Source organism: Streptomyces cadmiisoli, assembly GCF_003261055.1.
In the GTDB taxonomy this organism is placed as follows: Bacteria; Actinomycetota; Actinomycetes; order Streptomycetales; family Streptomycetaceae; genus Streptomyces; species Streptomyces cadmiisoli.
In genome coordinates this window covers 3361885-3378636 of sequence record NZ_CP030073.1, presented here as the reverse complement: position 1 = coordinate 3378636, position 16752 = coordinate 3361885, and the positions used below count along the sequence as shown (strand labels likewise).

The following is a 16752-nucleotide window of genomic DNA, read 5'->3' as shown; positions in this document are numbered from 1 at the left end:
GATGACCACATTCGCCAGCGAAACCGACACGCTCACCCGGGACGCGCTGACGGTCCTCCAACCCGGCTTCACCGGTACCACGGCACCGGACTGGCTGCTGCGCCGCCTGGGCGAGGGCCTCGCCTCCGTCGGACTGTTCGGCCGCAACATCGCCTCCCCCGAGCAACTTTCCGCGCTGACCGCCCAGTTGCGCGCCGAACGGGAGGACGTCCTGGTCGCCGTCGACGAGGAGGGCGGCGACGTCACCCGCCTGGAGGTGCGCACCGGTTCCTCCTTCCCCGGCAACCACGCCCTCGGCGCGGTCGACGACGTCGACCTGACCCGCGAGGTGGCCCACGAACTCGGCCGCCGGCTGGCCGCCTGCGGCGTCAACCTCAACTGGGCCCCGTCGGCGGACGTCAACTCCAACCCCCGCAACCCGGTGATCGGTGTCCGGTCCTTCGGTGCCGACCCCGCCCTGGTCGCCCGGCACACCGCCGCCTACGTCGCCGGCCTCCAGTCCGCCGGCGTCGCCGCCTGCACCAAGCACTTCCCCGGCCACGGCGACACCGCCGTCGACTCGCACCACGCGATGCCCCGCATCGACGCGGACGCGTCCGTGCTCGGCGACCGCGAACTGGCGCCGTTCCGCGCCGCCGTCGCCGCCGGCTCCCGGGCCGTGATGAGCGCCCACATCCTCGTCCCCGCCCTGGACCCGGAGCGGCCGGCGACCCTGTCCGCCGGGATCCTGGCGAACCTGCTGCGCCGCGACCTCGGCCACGACGGCCTGATCGTCACCGACGGCATGGAGATGCAGGCCATCGCGGGCACGTACGGCATCGAGACGGGCAGCGTGCTCGCCGTCGCGGCCGGCGCCGACGCGATCTGCGTGGGCGGCGGACTGGCCGACGACGAGACGGTACGCCGGCTGCGCGACGCCCTCGTGGGAGCGGTGCGCAGCGGCCGGCTCGCCGAGGAACGCCTGGCCGACGCCGCCCACCGCGTCCGGGAGCTGGCCCGCTGGGCGGCGACCGCGGCAGAGGACGCCGGCCGGTCCGGCCCCGGCAGCGACGTCGGACTGCGCGCGGCCCGGCGCGCCCTGAGGATCACCGGCGCGGACACCGCCGTCCCGCTCACCGAGGCCCCGTACATCGCCACCCTGACGCCCGCCGCCAACATCGCCGTCGGCGACGAGACCCCCTGGGGCGTGACCGCGGAACTGGCCGGGCTGCTCCCCGGCACGGAGGCGGGCACCTTCGCGGGTGAGGACGCCGGACCCGCCGCGCTCACCGCGGCCGGCACCCGCAGGATCGTGGCCGTCGTGCGCGACGAGCACCGGCACCCGTGGATGGCGGCGGCGCTCGACATGCTGCTGACCGCACGCCCCGACACGATCGTGGTCGAGATGGGCGTGCCCCAGGCTGCCCCCCGCGGCGCCCTGCACATCGCCACCCACGGCGCGGCCCGGGTGTGCGGCCGGGCCGCGGCGGAGGTCATCGCCGGGGCTCGCTGAGCCGGCCCCGGCGCCCGCGCCGGACACGCAGGAAGGCGCCGGTCCCGCACGGGACCGGCGCCTTCGGGCATCGGGGCGAACGTTGCCTGCTACGGCACTAGATCCCCTGCCACTGCGGCTTGTTGGCGTAGGTGTGCCGGAAGTAGTCCGCGAGCTTCAGCTCGGACGCGGCGGCCTCGTCGACGACGACGGTCGCGTGCGGGTGCAACTGGAGCGCGGAGGCCGGGCACACCGCGGCGATCGGGCCCTCGACGGTCGCGGCGACCGCCTCCGCCTTGCCCTCTCCGGTGGCCAGCAGCACCAGATGCCGCGCCTCCAGGATCGTCCCGATGCCCTGTGTGATGACGTGCTGCGGCACCTGGTCGATGTCGCCGTCGAAGAAGCGGGCGTTGTCGATCCGGGTCTGCTCGGTCAGCGTCTTGATCCGGGTGCGCGAGGCCAGCGAGGAGCACGGCTCGTTGAACCCGATGTGCCCGTCGGTGCCGATGCCGAGCAGCTGGAGGTCCACCCCGCCCGCCTCGGCCAGTGCCCGGTCGTACGCCTCGCAGGCTCCCGGGATGTCCTCGGCCGTGCCGTCCGGCCCCATGAACGCGGCCATGGGCACACCGAGCGGCTCCAGCACCTCGCGCCGCAGCACCGAGCGGTACGACTCCGGATGCTCGGCCGGCAGCCCCACGTACTCGTCGAGCTGCGCGATCCGCGCCCGCGAGGTGTCCACGGCGCCGGACCGCACCCTGGCCGCCAGCGCCTGGTACACGGGCAGCGGGGTCGAGCCGGTGGCCACACCCAGCAGGGCGTCGGGCCTGCGCCCGAGCAGCTGGGCCATGGCCTCGGCGATCAGCTCGCCGCCCGCCTCGGCGTCGGGAACGATGACAACTTCCACGCTGGGCCTGCCGATCTGGAGAGGAGACTCGTAGGGACCCGGATAGGGGCCATGTGGTTTAGACCAATCTAACAGAGCGGCCCTGTTCACCGCAGGGGCCGACGACCGCCGGGCGATGGGCGGTCCCGGGGGTGGCGGCGGCGCCGGAAGGGGGCACGGGGCCGGGCCCGCCGGGCGGTGGCGCTCCCCGGGCGGCGGCGTCCGAGGCTTCCCGCGCGCAGGCGTGGCGCGCCGCGGGGGAGTGCAATGGGAAGGTCGGAAGAGAGCCGTCAGGACAACGCCAGGGCCAGACGCGGAGGATCTCTTTATGACCGCCACCCCGTACCCGCACGACCCCCACGCCCCGCACATCGACGTCCCCGGCCGGATCATGGCGCGCGAGATGGCCGAGCAGCCCGCCGTCCTGCAGCGGATCCTGGACAAGGGCGCCCCCGCCGTCCGCCGGGTCGCCCAGGAGATCGCCGCCCGCGCGCCCCGCTTCGTGCTGCTCACCGCCCGCGGTACGTCCGACAACGCCGCCCTGTACGCCAAGTACCTGCTGGAGATCCGTCTGGGCCTGCCCTGCGGGCTCACCTCGATGTCCACGACGACGGCCTACGGGGCCCGCCCCGACCTCACCGACGTCCTCGTCATCGCCGTCAGCCAGTCCGGAGGCTCCCCCGACCTCGTGGCCTCGACCCGGGCGGCCCGCGAGTCCGGCGCGATCACTCTCGCGGTCACCAACAACGCGGACTCGGCGCTGGCCGGTGTCTCCGAGTACCACATCGACATCCTGGCCGGGCCGGAGAAGGCCCTCCCCGCAACCAAGACCTACACCGCCTCCCTCCTCGCGCTGTACCTCTTCGCCGAGGGGCTGCGCGGCGGCGACGGCAGCGCCGCGCGGGTGCTGCCCGGCCTCGCCGAGCAACTGCTCGCCCGGCAGGACGAGGTGCGCGCCATCGCCGCCCGCTACCGCTTCGCCGAGCGCATGGTGATCACCTCGCGCGGCTACGGCTACCCCACCGCGAAGGAGGCCGCCCTGAAGCTGATGGAGACCAGCTACATCCCCGCCCTGTCCTACTCCGGCGCCGACCTGCTGCACGGCCCCCTCGCCATGGTCGACAACGTCTCGCCGGTCATCGCCGTGGTGACCGACGGCAAGGGCGGCGAGATGCTCCAGCCGGTCCTCGACCGGCTGCGCGGGCGCGGCGCCGATCTGTTCGTGGTCGGCCCGGGGAACCGGGTCGAACGCGCCTCCGTCGGCTTCGTCCTGCCCACCGAGAACGTCGCCGAGGAGGTCCAGCCCGTCCTGGAGATCATCCCGCTCCAGCTCCTCGCCCACGAGGTCACGATCGCGCGCGGCCAGGACCCCGACGCCCCGCGCGCCCTGGCGAAGATCACGGAGACCCACTGAGCGCCCCGCGTGCCCGGTGGGGGCGGAGCGGACCGAGCGGCGCCCGCGGAAATTGCAACGGCCATCCGGCCCCGTAGGCGAGCCGGGCGGGTTAGGCTGCGAAGCGCCAACTCCAAACAGGCTCCGACAACAACGGTCCCGACGCATGGACACCGCACAGTGGTCTAGTCCAGAATGCAAGTGTCCATCGCGACGGAACCACCAAGAGCCTCCGTCCTCCCCGCACAGGAGGACGGACCGAGGAACCGGAGCTCTCTGCCCTGACTGCCCCGGCTCCTCATCCTTCGGCCGACCGGGACCGCACACCCCGTGGCCGATGCTGCTCCGGGCTGCGGTGCCGGGAGGGTTGAGGGTCCCTCCCAGGCGCCGCGGCCCGCGGGTGCTTCCAGGGCCGTACGGCACCCCCCGGACCCCGCGGCGGACCATTAGGGGCCCGTACAAACCCCCAGGTACGCTCACATCGTGCCCTCCATGAACGAACTGGTCCGCCAGCACACCGCCCTCGACGACTCCGACCTCGAGTGGCTCCATCTGCTGGTCTCGGAGTGGCAACTGCTCTCCGACCTCTCCTTCGCCGACCTGGTTCTGTGGGTCCCCACCCGCGACGGCACCCGTTATGTCTCGGTCGCCCAGATGCGCCCGAACACCGGCCCCACCTCCTACCAGGACGACATGGTCGGTCACCTCGTCCCGCGCGGCCGGCGCCCCCTGCTGGACGCCGCCCTCGACGAGGGGCGCATCGTGCGCGAGGGCGACCCGGAGTGGCGCGAAGAGGTCCCGGTCCGCGTCGAGTCGATCCCGGTACGGCGGGACGGGCGGGTCCTCGGCGTCATCGCCCGCAACACCAACCTGCTCACCGTCCGCACCCCGAGCCGCCTGGAGCTGACGTACCTCCAGAGCGCGTCGGACCTCGCCCAGATGATCGCGGCAGGCGCCTTCCCCTTCGCGAACCAGCAGGTCGACATGGACGCCTCGCCGCGCGTGGGCGACGGGCTGATCCGGCTCGACGCGGACGGCATCGTGCAGTACGCCTCCCCGAACGCCCTGTCCGCCTACCACCGCATGGGCCTGGCCGCCGACCTCGTGGGCCACCACCTCGGCCGTACGACCGCCGAACTCGCGCCGTCCCGGGGACCGGTGGACGAGGCGCTCGCCAAGGTGGCCAGCGGATGGGCGCCGCGCGAGTTCGAGATCGAGGCACACGACGGCGTCATCCAGTTCCGGGCGATCCCGCTCAAGCCCAAGGGCACCCGGATCGGTTCGCTGGTCCTGCTCCGGGACGTCACGGAACTGCGCCGCCGCGAGCGGGAGTTGATCACCAAGGACGCGACCATCCGGGAGATCCACCACCGGGTGAAGAACAACCTCCAGACGGTGGCCGCCCTGCTGCGCCTCCAGGCCCGGCGCATCGAGTCCGAGCGGGGCCGCGCGGCCCTGGAGGAGGCGGTGCGCAGGGTCGGCTCCATCGCCATCGTGCATGAGACGCTGTCCCAGAACCTGGACGAGCGCGTGGAGTTCGACGAGATCGCCGACCGGGTGCTCGCGATGGTCGCGGAGATCTCACCGGGCAAGGTGGCCGGCCGGCGCACCGGCCGCTTCGGCATCCTCGACGCCGAGGTCGCCACCCCGCTGTCGATGGTGCTGACCGAGGTTCTTCAGAACGCGCTGGAGCACGGCTTCCGCGAGGGCGACACCGGCACGGTCGAGGTCTCGGCCATCCGTACCGGCACGACGAAGGAGACCCGCCTTCGGGTCACCGTCCAGGACGACGGTGTCGGCCTGCCCGAGGGCTTCGACCCGCACACCTCCGGCAACCTGGGCCTCCAGATCGTCCGGACGCTGGTGGAGGGGGAGTTGGGCGGCACGTTCGACATGGTCCCGGCTCCGGAGCGCGGCACCCAGGTGGTCCTGGACATCCCGGTACGGGCACAGAAGTGACCAGCGCGGGGCCCGCGCGCCGCTGAACCGGCAGCCGCTCGCGCCGTCCGCCGCCGGCCGGGCGGCCCGGCGCAGCGAAAAGCCCCGGACGGTGTCGTCCGGGGCTTTGCTTGCTGCTGTGTCAAGCGCATCGGGGGTACTGCGCGCTGCGGCTCGGGGGCGGGAGATGCGTACTCGCTGTACGCGCCGCCAAGCTCAGGCTGTCAGCGGGGTGGGTGTGTCAGGCGGAGGCCTGACGAGCCCGGTTGCGGGCGGCGCGGCGCTTCATGGCGCGGCGCTCGTCCTCGCTGAGACCACCCCAGACGCCGGAGTCCTGACCGGACTCGAGCGCCCACTGCAGGCACTGCTCCATGACGGGGCAGCGACGGCAGACGGCCTTGGCTTCCTCGATCTGCAGCAGCGCAGGACCGGTGTTGCCGATGGGGAAGAAGAGCTCGGGGTCTTCCTCGCGGCAAACGGCGTTGTGACGCCAGTCCATGGCTGCTACCTCTCCTTGATTACGTGCAGGTTGCTTGTGAATGTGAACGCTTTCACGAATCCCTCAACAAGTGAAGGGCCGACCGCCAGGTTCCCTGGCGTGGTCCTGTGGTGTGTTGAGGGGTTCCGGTGATCTGTGGAGGCCGGTGTTGCGGGCCGTCCCGATCGCCATGTAGAGACTCGCAAACCTCGGCGACGGATACAACCCCTTCCGAAAAGTTTTTTTTGATTCCTCGGTGTCGACTAGGTCACAGCCGTACTTCCATGGGGTGGATCCTGGCCTAAACGTTCGAGTGAAAGGACTTTAGCCTCTTCTGCTCACACAATCACACGCAGTGCACGGCGTACGCCTGTGAACGTCACGCTCGTACGCAGTCCCAGATGGTCGCCGTCCATCTGAAGGGGCAGTGGCACCTTCGAATGCAAGGTGAACTCACTCAGGTCGTGCAGGGACAATGCGTGCTTTCCACGGGGGCCGCGCTCGGGGGACGAAGTGAGCAACTGGGTCCCATACCGGGCAACCGCAGCCGTGGACAAACGGCTGAGACCGAATACGTCGAGCCCTGTGTCGAACGAGGCTTTAGGAGACGCGTACATCGGGCGATTGCCGAGAAACGTCCAGGGCGCCGTGTTGGACGCTATGCACACCATCAGATCAGTCACGGGGTCCTCGCCGGCCCGTTCCAGAGTGATCGTGCCGTTGCGGCGACTGGGCTCGCCGATGAGCTGGCGGAGCACCTGGCGGACGTAGAGGGCGTGCGTCGATTTCTTGCCGCGCTCGCGCTGCTGCTCGACCCGGCCGACAACACCCGCGTCGAAGCCGAGTCCGGAGTTGAAGGTGAACCAGCGGGACGGCACGGCCTCGTCCTCGGTGCCCGGTGTGCCCGAGGTCAGCCCCAGACCGACGGTCCGCTCGCTGCCCTCGCGCAGGGCGTCCAGCAGCGCGCCGGTCGCCTCCACGGCGTCGTTGGGCAGGCCGAGGGCGCGGGCGAAGACATTGGTGGAGCCGCCGGGGACCACGGCGAGGCCGGGCAGGCGCTCCGGGTCGGGCCCGGCGTGCAGGAGGCCGTTGACGACCTCGTTGACCGTGCCGTCGCCGCCGAGCGCCACGACCATGTCTATGTCGTCGCTCTCCGCGGCCTGCCGGCCCAGATCGCGCGCGTGCCCGCGGTACTCGGTGGTGACCGCCTCCAGCTTCATCTCACTGGCGAGGGCGTGGATGAGGACATCGCGCGTACGTGCGCTTGTGGTGGTTGCCGCCGGATTGACCACGAGAAGTGCACGCATGACTGGCAGGGTACCTACTGGGGGGTACCTGGCCCAGACCGGATGGGAGATCAGCCGGAGATCGAGGCGTGAGTCTGGACACGGGCGCCCCCGCCGTCTCCTGCCCCTCGTGCCTTGCGGTGCCGGGCCGTCGAGGGGCGCGGGCGGGCGCGCGGGTCACCCTTTCGAGAACACCCGGACCGGCCCCGGGTGCTCCTGTCCCGCCGTCGCTCCGGCGCGGTACGCACGGCCCGCGGGGGAGGGGCCGCCGGATCCGCGCGCGCCCGGCCTCGACGCAGGGGGCCGTGCGGTCGGGGCTACCCTTCAGGGGTGAGCTCTCAGCAGAACCCCGCGTCAGAAGCCGCCGAAGAGGCGGGCCCCCGTCCCGTCCGGCTGACCGCAGCCGCGGCGCTCACCGCGCTGGAGGGGCTCGCGCTGGTGGTCGGCGGCGTCTGGATCGGGGTGCTGGGGCTGACCGGGCACCCGGACGACCGGCAGCAGGCCGTGACCGGGGGCATCACGCTGGTCGTGCTCGCCCTGCTGCCGCTGCTGGCGGCGCGGGGACTGCTCGGCCGGCGCAGCTGGAGCCGCGGCCCGGCCCTCATCACCCAGATCATCGCGCTGCCCGTGGCCTACAACCTGCTCCAGGCCGACAGCATGGCCATCCCCGGGGGCATCGTGCTGGCCGTCGTCGCCGTCACGGCGCTCGTGCTGCTGGTCAACGCCGAGACGACCCGGGCCCTCGGGATCCGAGGGCCCGGCAACGCGCAGGACCAGAGCTAGCCGCTACTCCTCGACGAGGAGCTTCTCCCGCAGCTGGGCCAGTGTCCGAGCCAGCAGCCGCGAGACATGCATCTGCGAGATGCCGACCTCCTGAGCGATCTGCGACTGCGTCATGTTGCCGAAGAACCGCAGCAGCAGGATCCGCTTCTCGCGCGGCGGGAGGTCCTCCAGGAGCGGCTTGAGCGACTCCCGGTACTCCACGCCCTCCAGCGCCTCGTCCTCCGCGCCGAGTGTGTCGGCGACGGCGGGCGACTCGTCGTCCGTGTCGGGGACGTCCAGGGACAGCGTGGAGTACGCGTTGGCGGACTCCAGGCCCTCCAGGACCTCCTCCTCCGAGATGGCCAGCTTCTCGGCGAGTTCGTGGACGGTGGGGGAGCGGCCGTGCAGCTGTGAGAGCTCGGCGGTCGCGGTGGTCAGCGACAGCCGCAGCTCCTGGAGCCGGCGCGGGACGCGCACCGCCCAGCCCTTGTCGCGGAAGTGCCGCTTGATCTCGCCGACGACCGTCGGGGTCGCGTACGTCGAGAACTCGACGCCGCGCTCCGGGTCGAAGCGGTCGACCGACTTGATCAGGCCGATGGTGGCGACCTGGGTGAGGTCGTCCAGCGGCTCGCCCCGGTTGCGGAAGCGGCGGGCGAGGTGCTCGACGAGCGGCAGATGCATACGCACCAGCTGGTTGCGCAGCTCCGCGTACTCCGCGCTGCCCTCCTTCAGCTTGCGCAGCTCGATGAACATGGCGCGCGCTCCGCTGCGGTCCTGCGGATTGTGCTGCGTCGCATGCGTGACCGGCGTGGCCTGTGTCGCCTGCGCGGCCGGTGCGGCCTGCGTGGCCCGTGCGGCCGGCGCGTCATGCTCGGAGTATCGCTCGTGCTCGCTCATCGTCCCGCCCGTCGCCCTTCCCCGAGCCCTCGTCTCCTCCCCCGCTCTCGACTTCGCTCGAGCGGGGGGAGCCCCAGGGGCAGGGGACACCCCGATCCGCCGTTCCAGAGGCGCGCTCTGCACGGCACCTTCCTGCTCTCGCTGCCCGTCGTCCGGGAAGCCGGCCTCCGCCGTGTCGTCGGATTCGTCCTCCGGATGCGGCCGGGCCTGCTCGGGGATGCTGTCGATGCCGTCCGCCATGCGGCGGGAACCGTCGGGACCCCCGTCCTCGGCCGGCTGCTCCCGTGTGCCGCGATCTTCGTCCCGCACCGGCCCGTCCCCGTTCCTCACGCCGGCCCGGGTCCCGCGCCGCGCTGTTTGTAGAGGCTGATCGAAACGGTTTTGTCGTCGTCCACGGCGGAGGAGACCTTGCCCGCGAGGGCGGACAGGACGGTCCAGGCGAAGGTGTCCCGTGAGGGGGCGTGACCGTCCGTGGTCGGCGCCGAGACGGTGACCTCCAGCGAGTCGTCGACGAGCCGGAAGACGCAGCTGAGCACCGAGCCGGGCACGGCCTGCTGGAGCAGGATCGCGCAGGCCTCGTCGACCGCGATGCGCAGGTCCTCGATCTCGTCGAGGGTGAAGTCCAAACGGGCCGCGAGGCCGGCCGTGGCCGTCCGCAGCACCGACAGGTAGGCACCCGCAGCCGGCAGCCGGACTTCCACGAAGTCCTGGGTCGCGGGCTCGCCTGCGATCTGGGACACCCTCACCTCCAAGGTGGTACAAGCTTTACGGGGCCGAGGGTCTTCCCTCGGGATGACGCGATGTGTGCTTCAGCGGTGACGCTACCGCGCTCGCAACCGTCCTGTCCCCGGGACCCCGCCCCTTGCTGTCACTCATAGTAAACACATGAATACGCACAGTGGCTAGAGGGCGGGCGGCCCCAATTGGGAACAGCGCGCGCCGGGTTGACGTACCCAGACGTCAGACGGTCGAACCGTCCGCTTCGCGTCGCCGCCGGCCCTCAGGCGAGGACATGGTCGACGAAGCACCAGCGCCAGCTCTCGCCGGGTTCCAGGGTCCGCATCAAGGGGTGGCCGGACTGCTCGTGGTGCTCCGTGGCGTGCCGGCCCGGGGATGAATCGCAGCAACCGACGTGACCGCAGGTGAGGCACAGCCGCAACTGCACCGGGTGCACTCCCTCCGCCAGGCATTGCGGGCAGGTCTCCGTGACGGCACCCGGTTCCGGGTGCGGCAGCGCGTCGGCGTGCGTGCACTGTTTCATGATTGCCAGGTTACGACGGGCGTGCGGAAGACCGCGCGGAAAATGAGGGCGGGCGAGTTCGATGGACGTGATGCCACTGCTGCTCCTGATCGCGGGCAGCGCCGCGGTCGCGGCGGCCGGGAGACGCACTCCCGTGCCGGCGCCACTGGTGCTGGTGGCGGCGGGACTGATCGTTTCCTATGTGCCGGGGGTGCCCGAGTACACCCTGGACCCGCACATCGTCCTGCCCTTGCTGCTGCCGCCCCTGCTGCACACCGCGGCCATCGACAGCTCCTACCTCGACCTGCGGGCGCAGATGCGGCCCGTCGCTCTGCTGTCGGTGGGATACGTGCTGTTCGCGACCTTCGTCGTGGGCTGGGCCGCGTACATGATCGTGCCGGGTCTGCCGCTGACGGCGGCCCTGGTGCTGGGCGCGGTGGTGGCGCCGCCGGACGCGGTGGCGGCCACGGCGATCGCCCGCCGGGTGGGCCTGCCGTCCCGGATCACCACGATCCTCCAGGGCGAGTCCCTGGTGAACGACGCCACCGCGATCACCGCCTACCGCGTGGCGATCGCCGCCGCCGTCGGCGAGGGCGCGACCTGGATGGGCGGGATCGGCGAGTTCCTGCTCGCCGCGATCGGCGGTGTCGGTGTCGGACTGATCCTCATGGTGCCGATCCACTGGCTGCGCACCCGCCTGAAGGAGCCGCTGCTCCAGAACACCCTCTCCCTGCTGATCCCGTTCGTCGCGTACGCCGTCGCCGAGCAGGTGCACGCCTCCGGTGTCCTCGCGGTCGTCGTGGTCGCCCTCTATCTCGGGCATCGGGCCTGGGAGGTCGACTTCGCCACCCGGCTCCAGGAGGAGGCGGTGTGGCGGATGGTCGCCTTCGTCCTGGAGTCGTCGGTCTTCGCGCTCATCGGACTGCAACTGCCGGTGGTGCTCAGGGGGCTCGGGGAGTACGAGGGCATGGACGCCGCCTGGTACGCGATCGCCCTCTTCCTGGTCGTCGTCGTGACCCGGTTCGTGTGGGTGTACCCGGCGACGTTCCTGCCGCGCGTGCTGTCGGCGCGCATCCGGGCACGGGAGACGAACCCCGGCTGGAAGGGCACGTTCATCATCTCCTGGGCCGGGATGCGGGGCGTGGTCTCGCTCGCCATCGCCTTCTCGATCCCGGCGACCGTGCACGGCGGCGAGCCCTTCCCCGGCCGCAACCTGATCCTCTTCCTGACCTTCACGACGGTCATCGGCACCCTGGTGCTGCAGGGGCTGACCCTGCCCCCGCTGATCGGGGTGCTCAAGCTGCCGCGCCCCGACCTCCAGACCCAGACGCTCGCCGAGGCGAACGCCCAGGCGCAGGCGTCCCGGGCCGCGGAGCGCCGTCTGCAGGAACTCCTGACCGACGAGCGGAACGCCCTGCCCGATCCGCTCGCCGACCGCCTGCGCTCGGTCCTCGAACGCCGCCGCAACTCCGTCTGGGAGCGCCTCGGCCAGCCCAACCCCATCACCGGTGAGAGCGCCGACGACACCTACCGCCGACTGGCCCGGGAGATGATCGGCGCCGAACGCGACATGTTCCGGCGCCTGCGCGACGGCCGCTACATCGACGACGAGATGTTCCGCACCCTGCTGCGCAGACTGGACCTGGAGGAGGCGGCGGCGTACCGGGAGACGACCTAGGGTGCGTGGCCGGACGGCCCCTCCGGGGAGTCGACCGACGTCCGGTCCGTCGTGTGCGGCCCGTCCCCGGCACGTTCGGGGAAGGGCCGGCCGGTGATCACCGCGGCCACGGCCGTCCCGCGCGCGAACGCGCCCTCCTGCGCGAGGGCCAGCAGGCCGAACAGCATCTTGGCGACGTAGAGGCGTTCGACGGGCAGTCCGTGACGCGTCTCGAAGTCCGCGGCGAAGGCGTCGAGGTCGGGGGAGGTACGGGCGTAGCCGCCGAAGTGGAAGCGGTCGTCGAGGCGCCATTCGCCGCGCGGCCCGCCGAAGGCCTGCTCCTGGAGGGCGCGTATGTCGGCGGTCAGGAAGCCGCCCCTGAGGACCGGGAAGCCCAGCACGCGCTGTACGGGGGTCAGCCCCGCCGCGAGCCCCGCCAGGGTGCCTCCGGTACCGCAGGCGAGGGCGACGACGGCCGCCCGGCCGTGCAGCTCCTCGCCGAGCGCGCGGCACCCGTGTACGGCGAGGGAGTTGCTGCCGCCCTCCGGGACGACGTACGCGTCCTCGGCGCCGGCCGCGCGCAGGACGGCGGCGAGGGTCTCCGGGTCCGTCTTGCGGCGATAGGTCGACCTGTCGACGAAGTGCAGGCGCATGCCGTCGGCGGCGCAGCGGGCCAGGGACGGGTTGAGGGGGCGGCCGGACAGCTCCTGGCCGCGGACCACGCCGACGGTGGTCAGCCCGAGGAGGCGGCCCGCGGCGGCGGTGGCGCGCAGATGGTTGGAGTAGGCGCCGCCGAAGGTGAGGACCGGCCGGCCCGCCGCCTCGGTCAGGTTGGGCACGAGCTTGCGCCACTTGTTGCCGATGAGGTCCGGGTGGATCAGATCGTCGCGCTTGAGCAGCAGCCGCACGCCGCGCCGGGTGAACCGGTCGTCCCGCACTTCCTGCACGGGCGAGGGCAGCAGCGGGCGCAGGAGGCCTGGGGCGGGGGCGTCGGGGCCGGTCACCCGGCCATTGTCGCCCGGGCGTGGCGGCACCCGCCCGGGGGGCCGGATCGCCGGGGACACTGGTTCGCGCAGCGTGCGAGCCGAATCGGTCAGGCGCGCGGGCGCCGCGCACCACTGGACGAAAACCGCGTTCGTGCCCAACGGCTCCTGATCCATTCCCGCTCTTTCGGGTAATAGCACCAGCACTGTGCGTGATGGAAGGCTTTGCTCGCGGAGATCGGTGCCCGGCGCACAGGCGGCCAGGGCATGACCGGGAGGGCAATTCCTTATGTCGGTAGGCGAAGAGGTCCGTGCGGAGCAGACCAAGCCGCAGCAGAGCCTCGGCACGGCGGCCGCGCGGAACCTGGCCACCACGACCAAGTCCGTACCCCAGATGCAGGAGATCAGCTCACGCTGGCTGCTGCGCATGCTGCCGTGGACGGACGTCCAGGGCGGCACGTACCGCGTGAACCGGCGGCTCAGTTACGCGGTGGGCGACGGACGCATCACCTTCGTGAAGACCGGCGACCGGGTCGAGGTCATCCCCGCGGAGCTGGGCGAGCTGCCGGCGCTGCGGTCGTACGAGGACGAGGAGGTTCTGGCCGAACTGGCCCAGCGCTGCGAGCAGCGCGAGATCGCCGCGGGTGAGGTGATCGCCGACTTCGGCAACCAGGCGGACGAGGTCTATCTGCTGGCGCACGGCAGGGTGGAGAAGATCGGCACCGGCCCGTACGGCAGCGACGAGAGCCTCGGGGTCCTCGCCGACGGCGCCTACCTCGGCGACCAGGCCCTGCTCGACCCGGACGCCATCTGGGAGTTCACGGCCCGCGCCATCACCCCCTGCACCGTGCTCGTCCTGTCCCGGCGGGATGCCGAGCAGATCGCGGAGCGCTCCGACACGCTGCGCGAGCACCTCGAACAGCTCCGGGCGATCCCGCAGCAGCGCACCAACAAATACGGCGAGAAGGCGATCGACCTCGCGGCCGGCCACTCCGGCGAGCCCGACATCCCGCACACCTTCGTGGACTACGAGGCCCGCCCCCGTGAGTACGAACTGAGCGTCGCCCAGACCGTGCTGCGCATCCATTCGCGTGTCGCCGACCTCTACAACCAGCCGATGAACCAGACCGAGCAGCAACTCCGGCTCACCGTCGAGGCGCTGAAGGAGCGCCAGGAGCACGAGCTGGTCAACAACCGCGAGTTCGGCCTGCTGACCAACTGCGAGTACGACCAGCGGATCCAGCCGCACGACGGCGTGCCCGGCCCGGACGACATGGACGAGCTGCTCAGCCGGCGCCGCGGCACCAAGATGTTCCTCGCCCACCCGCGTGCGATCGCCGCGTTCGGCCGCGAACTCAACAAGCGGGGGCTGGTGCCGGAGACGATCGACGTCGGCGGCAACCGCATCCCCACCTGGCGCGGCGTCCCCATCTACCCGTGCAACAAGATCCCGGTCACCGAGGCCCGTACGACCTCCATCATCGCGATGCGTCTGGGCGAGGCCGAGCAGGGCGTCATCGGTCTGCGGCAGTCCGGGCTGCCGGACGAGATCGAGCCGAGTCTGTCCGTGCGGTTCATGGGCATCAACGAACAGGCCATCATCAAGTACCTGGTGACGGCCTACTACTCGGCCGCGGTCCTCGTCCCGGACGCGCTCGGCGTGCTGGAGAACGTCGAGATCGGCCGCTGGCGGTGACCTGGCCGGAAGGCACGTCGTGTCCCCGCCCGTCCGGGCGGGTACACCTCGGGGTACGCGCCCGACCGGAGCGGAAGCGCCACCGTCCGCCGACTCTCCGAGGGGGGACCCCGATCCCATGACCGAGTCCATCACCCAGTCACTGACGGACGCCGAGCGGCGTCCGGTCGGGACGCTCGAAGGGCGGCATTCCATCGCCACCGACACGGACAGCGGGCCGCTGCCGCTCGACGGCCCCGAGGCCGGGGTGATTCTGGAGCGCACCCGGGCGTCGGTCGACCCCGAGCTGCGCGCCGCGATCGAGTCGCTGCCCGACGGCATGCGCCGGGTCGCGCGCTACCACTTCGGCTGGGAGCACGCCGACGGCACACCCGCGGCGGGCAACGCGGGCAAGGCGATCCGCCCCGCCCTGGTGCTGACCACCGCCGCCGCGCTCGGCGGGCCCGGGGCCAGGGCGGCGGCCGTCCGGGCGGCCGTGGCGGTGGAGCTGGTCCACAACTTCACCCTGCTGCACGACGACGTGATGGACCGGGACACCACCCGCCGGCACCGGTCCACCGCGTGGACGGTGTTCGGCGTCCCGGACGCCATCCTGGCCGGGGACGCCCTCCAGGCGCTCGCCCAGCGCCTGCTCGCGCAGGATCCGCACCCGGCGGCCGGCGCGGCGGCGGTCCGGCTCGCCGCCTGCGTCGTCGAACTGTGCGAGGGCCAGCAGGTGGACACGGCGATGGAGCGCCGCGGCCCCGCGGACGTCACGCTCGACCAGGTGCTCGCCATGGCCGAGGCCAAGACGGGCGCGCTGCTGGGGTGCGCCTGCGCCGTGGGCGCGCTGTACGCCGGGGCGTCCGCGGCCGATGTGGAGGCGGTGGACGCGTTCGGCCGTGAGGCCGGGCTGGCCTTCCAGCTCATCGACGACGTCATCGGCATATGGGGCGACCCGAGCCGCACCGGCAAACCGGCCGGCGCGGACCTCGCCGCCCGCAAGAAATCGTTGCCGGTGGTCGCCGCGCTGACCTCGGGGACACCGGCCGCCGTCGAACTCGCCGAGCTGTACGAGGCCCCGTACGACGGCGGGGATCTGGAGCCGACCGTGCTGGCCGTGGAGCGGGCCGGCGGACGCGACTGGGCGCAGGCCCAGGCGTCGGACCGGATGGCACGGGCGATGCACGAACTGTCCCGGGCGATCCCGGACCCGGAGGCGGCCGGCGGCCTGCTCGCGCTCGCGGAGTTCGTGACGCGGCGCAGCAGCTGAGCGCCGCACCGAAGGACCCCGGAGCCACCGGGGCGAGCGGTTCCTGACCCGCCCGTCCCCGAGGGCTCCGGCCCGGCGGGTCCCGCACTTCCCCACGGTGTGCGGGGCCCGCCTCATGCATGTACGGCGCCCACCGCTCGATGGCGGGGCCGGCAGTCGCCGTCGGCCAGGAGGCCGCGGCCGTCACTTCGCCGATCAGGAGCCCGCCGCCGTCACTTCTCCGGTACCACCAACCGTACGATCCGCTCGGTCAGTTCCTCCGGGACGCCGACTCCGGGCAGGACGCCGTCCAGCACCCCCGGCAGGGTCAGGTGCTCGACGATCAGGCCCTGCATCGCGAGATAGAGCACCGTCACGGTCTCGTCGCCGCCGGGCAGCCCGGCCTCGCGGTGGAACCGCATGCCGTGCTCCAGATCGCCGCGGACCGACGTGGTGTACGACTCGCGCAGTTCGGGGCGCCGGGTGGCTTCGAGGCGCAGTTCCAGCAGGGCCAGGTAGCCCGTGCGGTCCAGGGTCACCCGGCCGATCAGGTCGTGCATGAGGGCCACCACCAGCGAGCGGTCCTTCGGCGCCTTCATCAGTTCGGCGAGCACATCGGGGTCCGGGGCGAGTCGCCGGTGCAGCCGGTCGTCGATCTGGCGCAGCAGGTCGTCGCGGGCGGTGAAGTAGTTGGAGGCGGTGCCCACGGGCACGCCCGCCGCGGCGTCCACGGCGCGGAAGGTCAGCCCGCGGGCGCCCTCCCGGGCCAGGACCTCGACCCCGGCGTCGACCAGCGCCGCCCTGCGTTCAGGATTGCCGGCCATCCGGAATCCCCTC

15 protein-coding genes are annotated in these 16752 nt (G+C 72.1%); 7 read left to right on the top strand and 8 right to left on the bottom strand.

Annotated elements, in window-relative coordinates:
* Nucleotide 1: 1 nt before the first annotated feature.
* The gene (locus DN051_RS14200) at nucleotides 2–1492 is read left to right on the top strand and encodes a glycoside hydrolase family 3 protein (protein WP_112438830.1); all 1491 of its coding nucleotides are present in this window, start codon (nucleotides 2–4) and stop codon (nucleotides 1490–1492) included.
* A gap of 97 nt (nucleotides 1493–1589) precedes the next feature.
* Here the strand turns inward: DN051_RS14200 and nagB are convergent, their stop codons facing one another.
* Nucleotides 1590–2375, bottom strand: a complete 786-nt coding sequence (gene nagB / locus DN051_RS14195) for a glucosamine-6-phosphate deaminase (protein WP_053757349.1) — start codon at nucleotides 2373–2375, stop codon at nucleotides 1590–1592.
* A gap of 307 nt (nucleotides 2376–2682) precedes the next feature.
* Here nagB and DN051_RS14190 point away from each other — a divergent pair, with 307 nt between their 5' ends.
* Together DN051_RS14190 and DN051_RS14185 are read left to right on the top strand one after the other, a co-directional pair.
* The gene (locus DN051_RS14190) at nucleotides 2683–3768 is read left to right on the top strand and encodes an SIS domain-containing protein (protein ID WP_053757348.1); all 1086 of its coding nucleotides are present in this window, start codon (nucleotides 2683–2685) and stop codon (nucleotides 3766–3768) included.
* 462 nt (nucleotides 3769–4230) lie between these two features.
* Nucleotides 4231–5706, top strand: a complete 1476-nt coding sequence (locus DN051_RS14185) for a sensor histidine kinase (RefSeq protein WP_107093832.1) — start codon at nucleotides 4231–4233, stop codon at nucleotides 5704–5706.
* A 220-nt stretch (nucleotides 5707–5926) separates the two neighbouring features.
* Here DN051_RS14185 and DN051_RS14180 read toward each other — a convergent pair whose 3' ends face one another.
* Together DN051_RS14180 and DN051_RS14175 are read right to left on the bottom strand one after the other, a co-directional pair.
* Entirely contained in the window at nucleotides 5927–6184 is a 258-nt protein-coding gene (locus tag DN051_RS14180) for a WhiB family transcriptional regulator (protein WP_016639615.1), read from the bottom strand.
* 317 nt (nucleotides 6185–6501) lie between these two features.
* On the bottom strand, nucleotides 6502–7470 hold the full coding sequence (locus DN051_RS14175; protein ID WP_053757346.1) for a diacylglycerol/lipid kinase family protein: 969 nt from the start codon (nucleotides 7468–7470) through the stop codon (nucleotides 6502–6504).
* A 309-nt stretch (nucleotides 7471–7779) separates the two neighbouring features.
* Between DN051_RS14175 and DN051_RS14170 the strand changes: the two genes are divergently transcribed.
* Nucleotides 7780–8232: a hypothetical protein gene (locus DN051_RS14170; protein WP_112438829.1), complete on the top strand. Its 453-nt coding sequence runs from the start codon at nucleotides 7780–7782 to the stop codon at nucleotides 8230–8232.
* A 3-nt stretch (nucleotides 8233–8235) separates the two neighbouring features.
* On the opposite strand, the gene DN051_RS14165 is transcribed toward DN051_RS14170, so the two are convergent.
* The 3 genes from DN051_RS14165 to DN051_RS14155 form a co-directional block, all read right to left on the bottom strand.
* A complete protein-coding gene (locus DN051_RS14165; protein WP_079000483.1) occupies nucleotides 8236–9417 on the bottom strand; it encodes an RNA polymerase sigma factor SigF in 1182 nt (393 codons plus the stop codon).
* A 17-nt stretch (nucleotides 9418–9434) separates the two neighbouring features.
* The gene (locus DN051_RS14160; RefSeq protein WP_015657891.1) at nucleotides 9435–9848 is read right to left on the bottom strand and encodes an ATP-binding protein; all 414 of its coding nucleotides are present in this window, start codon (nucleotides 9846–9848) and stop codon (nucleotides 9435–9437) included.
* Nucleotides 9849–10108: 260 nt separating this feature from the next.
* On the bottom strand, nucleotides 10109–10369 hold the full coding sequence (locus DN051_RS14155) for a UBP-type zinc finger domain-containing protein (RefSeq protein WP_053757344.1): 261 nt from the start codon (nucleotides 10367–10369) through the stop codon (nucleotides 10109–10111).
* 61 nt (nucleotides 10370–10430) lie between these two features.
* On the opposite strand from DN051_RS14155, the gene DN051_RS14150 reads away from it, so the two are divergent.
* Nucleotides 10431–12026 (top strand): Na+/H+ antiporter, encoded by a 1596-nt coding sequence (locus DN051_RS14150; protein ID WP_053757343.1) that lies wholly within the window; start codon nucleotides 10431–10433, stop codon nucleotides 12024–12026.
* On the opposite strand, the gene DN051_RS14145 is transcribed toward DN051_RS14150, so the two are convergent.
* Nucleotides 12023–13009, bottom strand: coding sequence for a 1-aminocyclopropane-1-carboxylate deaminase/D-cysteine desulfhydrase (locus DN051_RS14145; protein ID WP_112438828.1), 987 nt, complete (start codon nucleotides 13007–13009; stop codon nucleotides 12023–12025). The genes DN051_RS14150 and DN051_RS14145 overlap by 4 nt on opposite strands.
* 268 nt (nucleotides 13010–13277) lie before the next feature.
* Here DN051_RS14145 and DN051_RS14140 point away from each other — a divergent pair, with 268 nt between their 5' ends.
* A complete protein-coding gene (locus DN051_RS14140) occupies nucleotides 13278–14684 on the top strand; it encodes a family 2B encapsulin nanocompartment shell protein (RefSeq protein WP_053757342.1) in 1407 nt (468 codons plus the stop codon).
* 118 nt (nucleotides 14685–14802) lie between these two features.
* Nucleotides 14803–15936 (top strand): family 2 encapsulin nanocompartment cargo protein polyprenyl transferase, encoded by a 1134-nt coding sequence (locus DN051_RS14135; RefSeq protein WP_112438827.1) that lies wholly within the window; start codon nucleotides 14803–14805, stop codon nucleotides 15934–15936.
* Between the two features lie 212 nt (nucleotides 15937–16148).
* On the opposite strand, the gene DN051_RS14130 is transcribed toward DN051_RS14135, so the two are convergent.
* Nucleotides 16149–16739, bottom strand: coding sequence for a TetR/AcrR family transcriptional regulator (locus DN051_RS14130; RefSeq protein WP_112438826.1), 591 nt, complete (start codon nucleotides 16737–16739; stop codon nucleotides 16149–16151).
* Nucleotides 16740–16752: the final 13 nt, after the last annotated feature.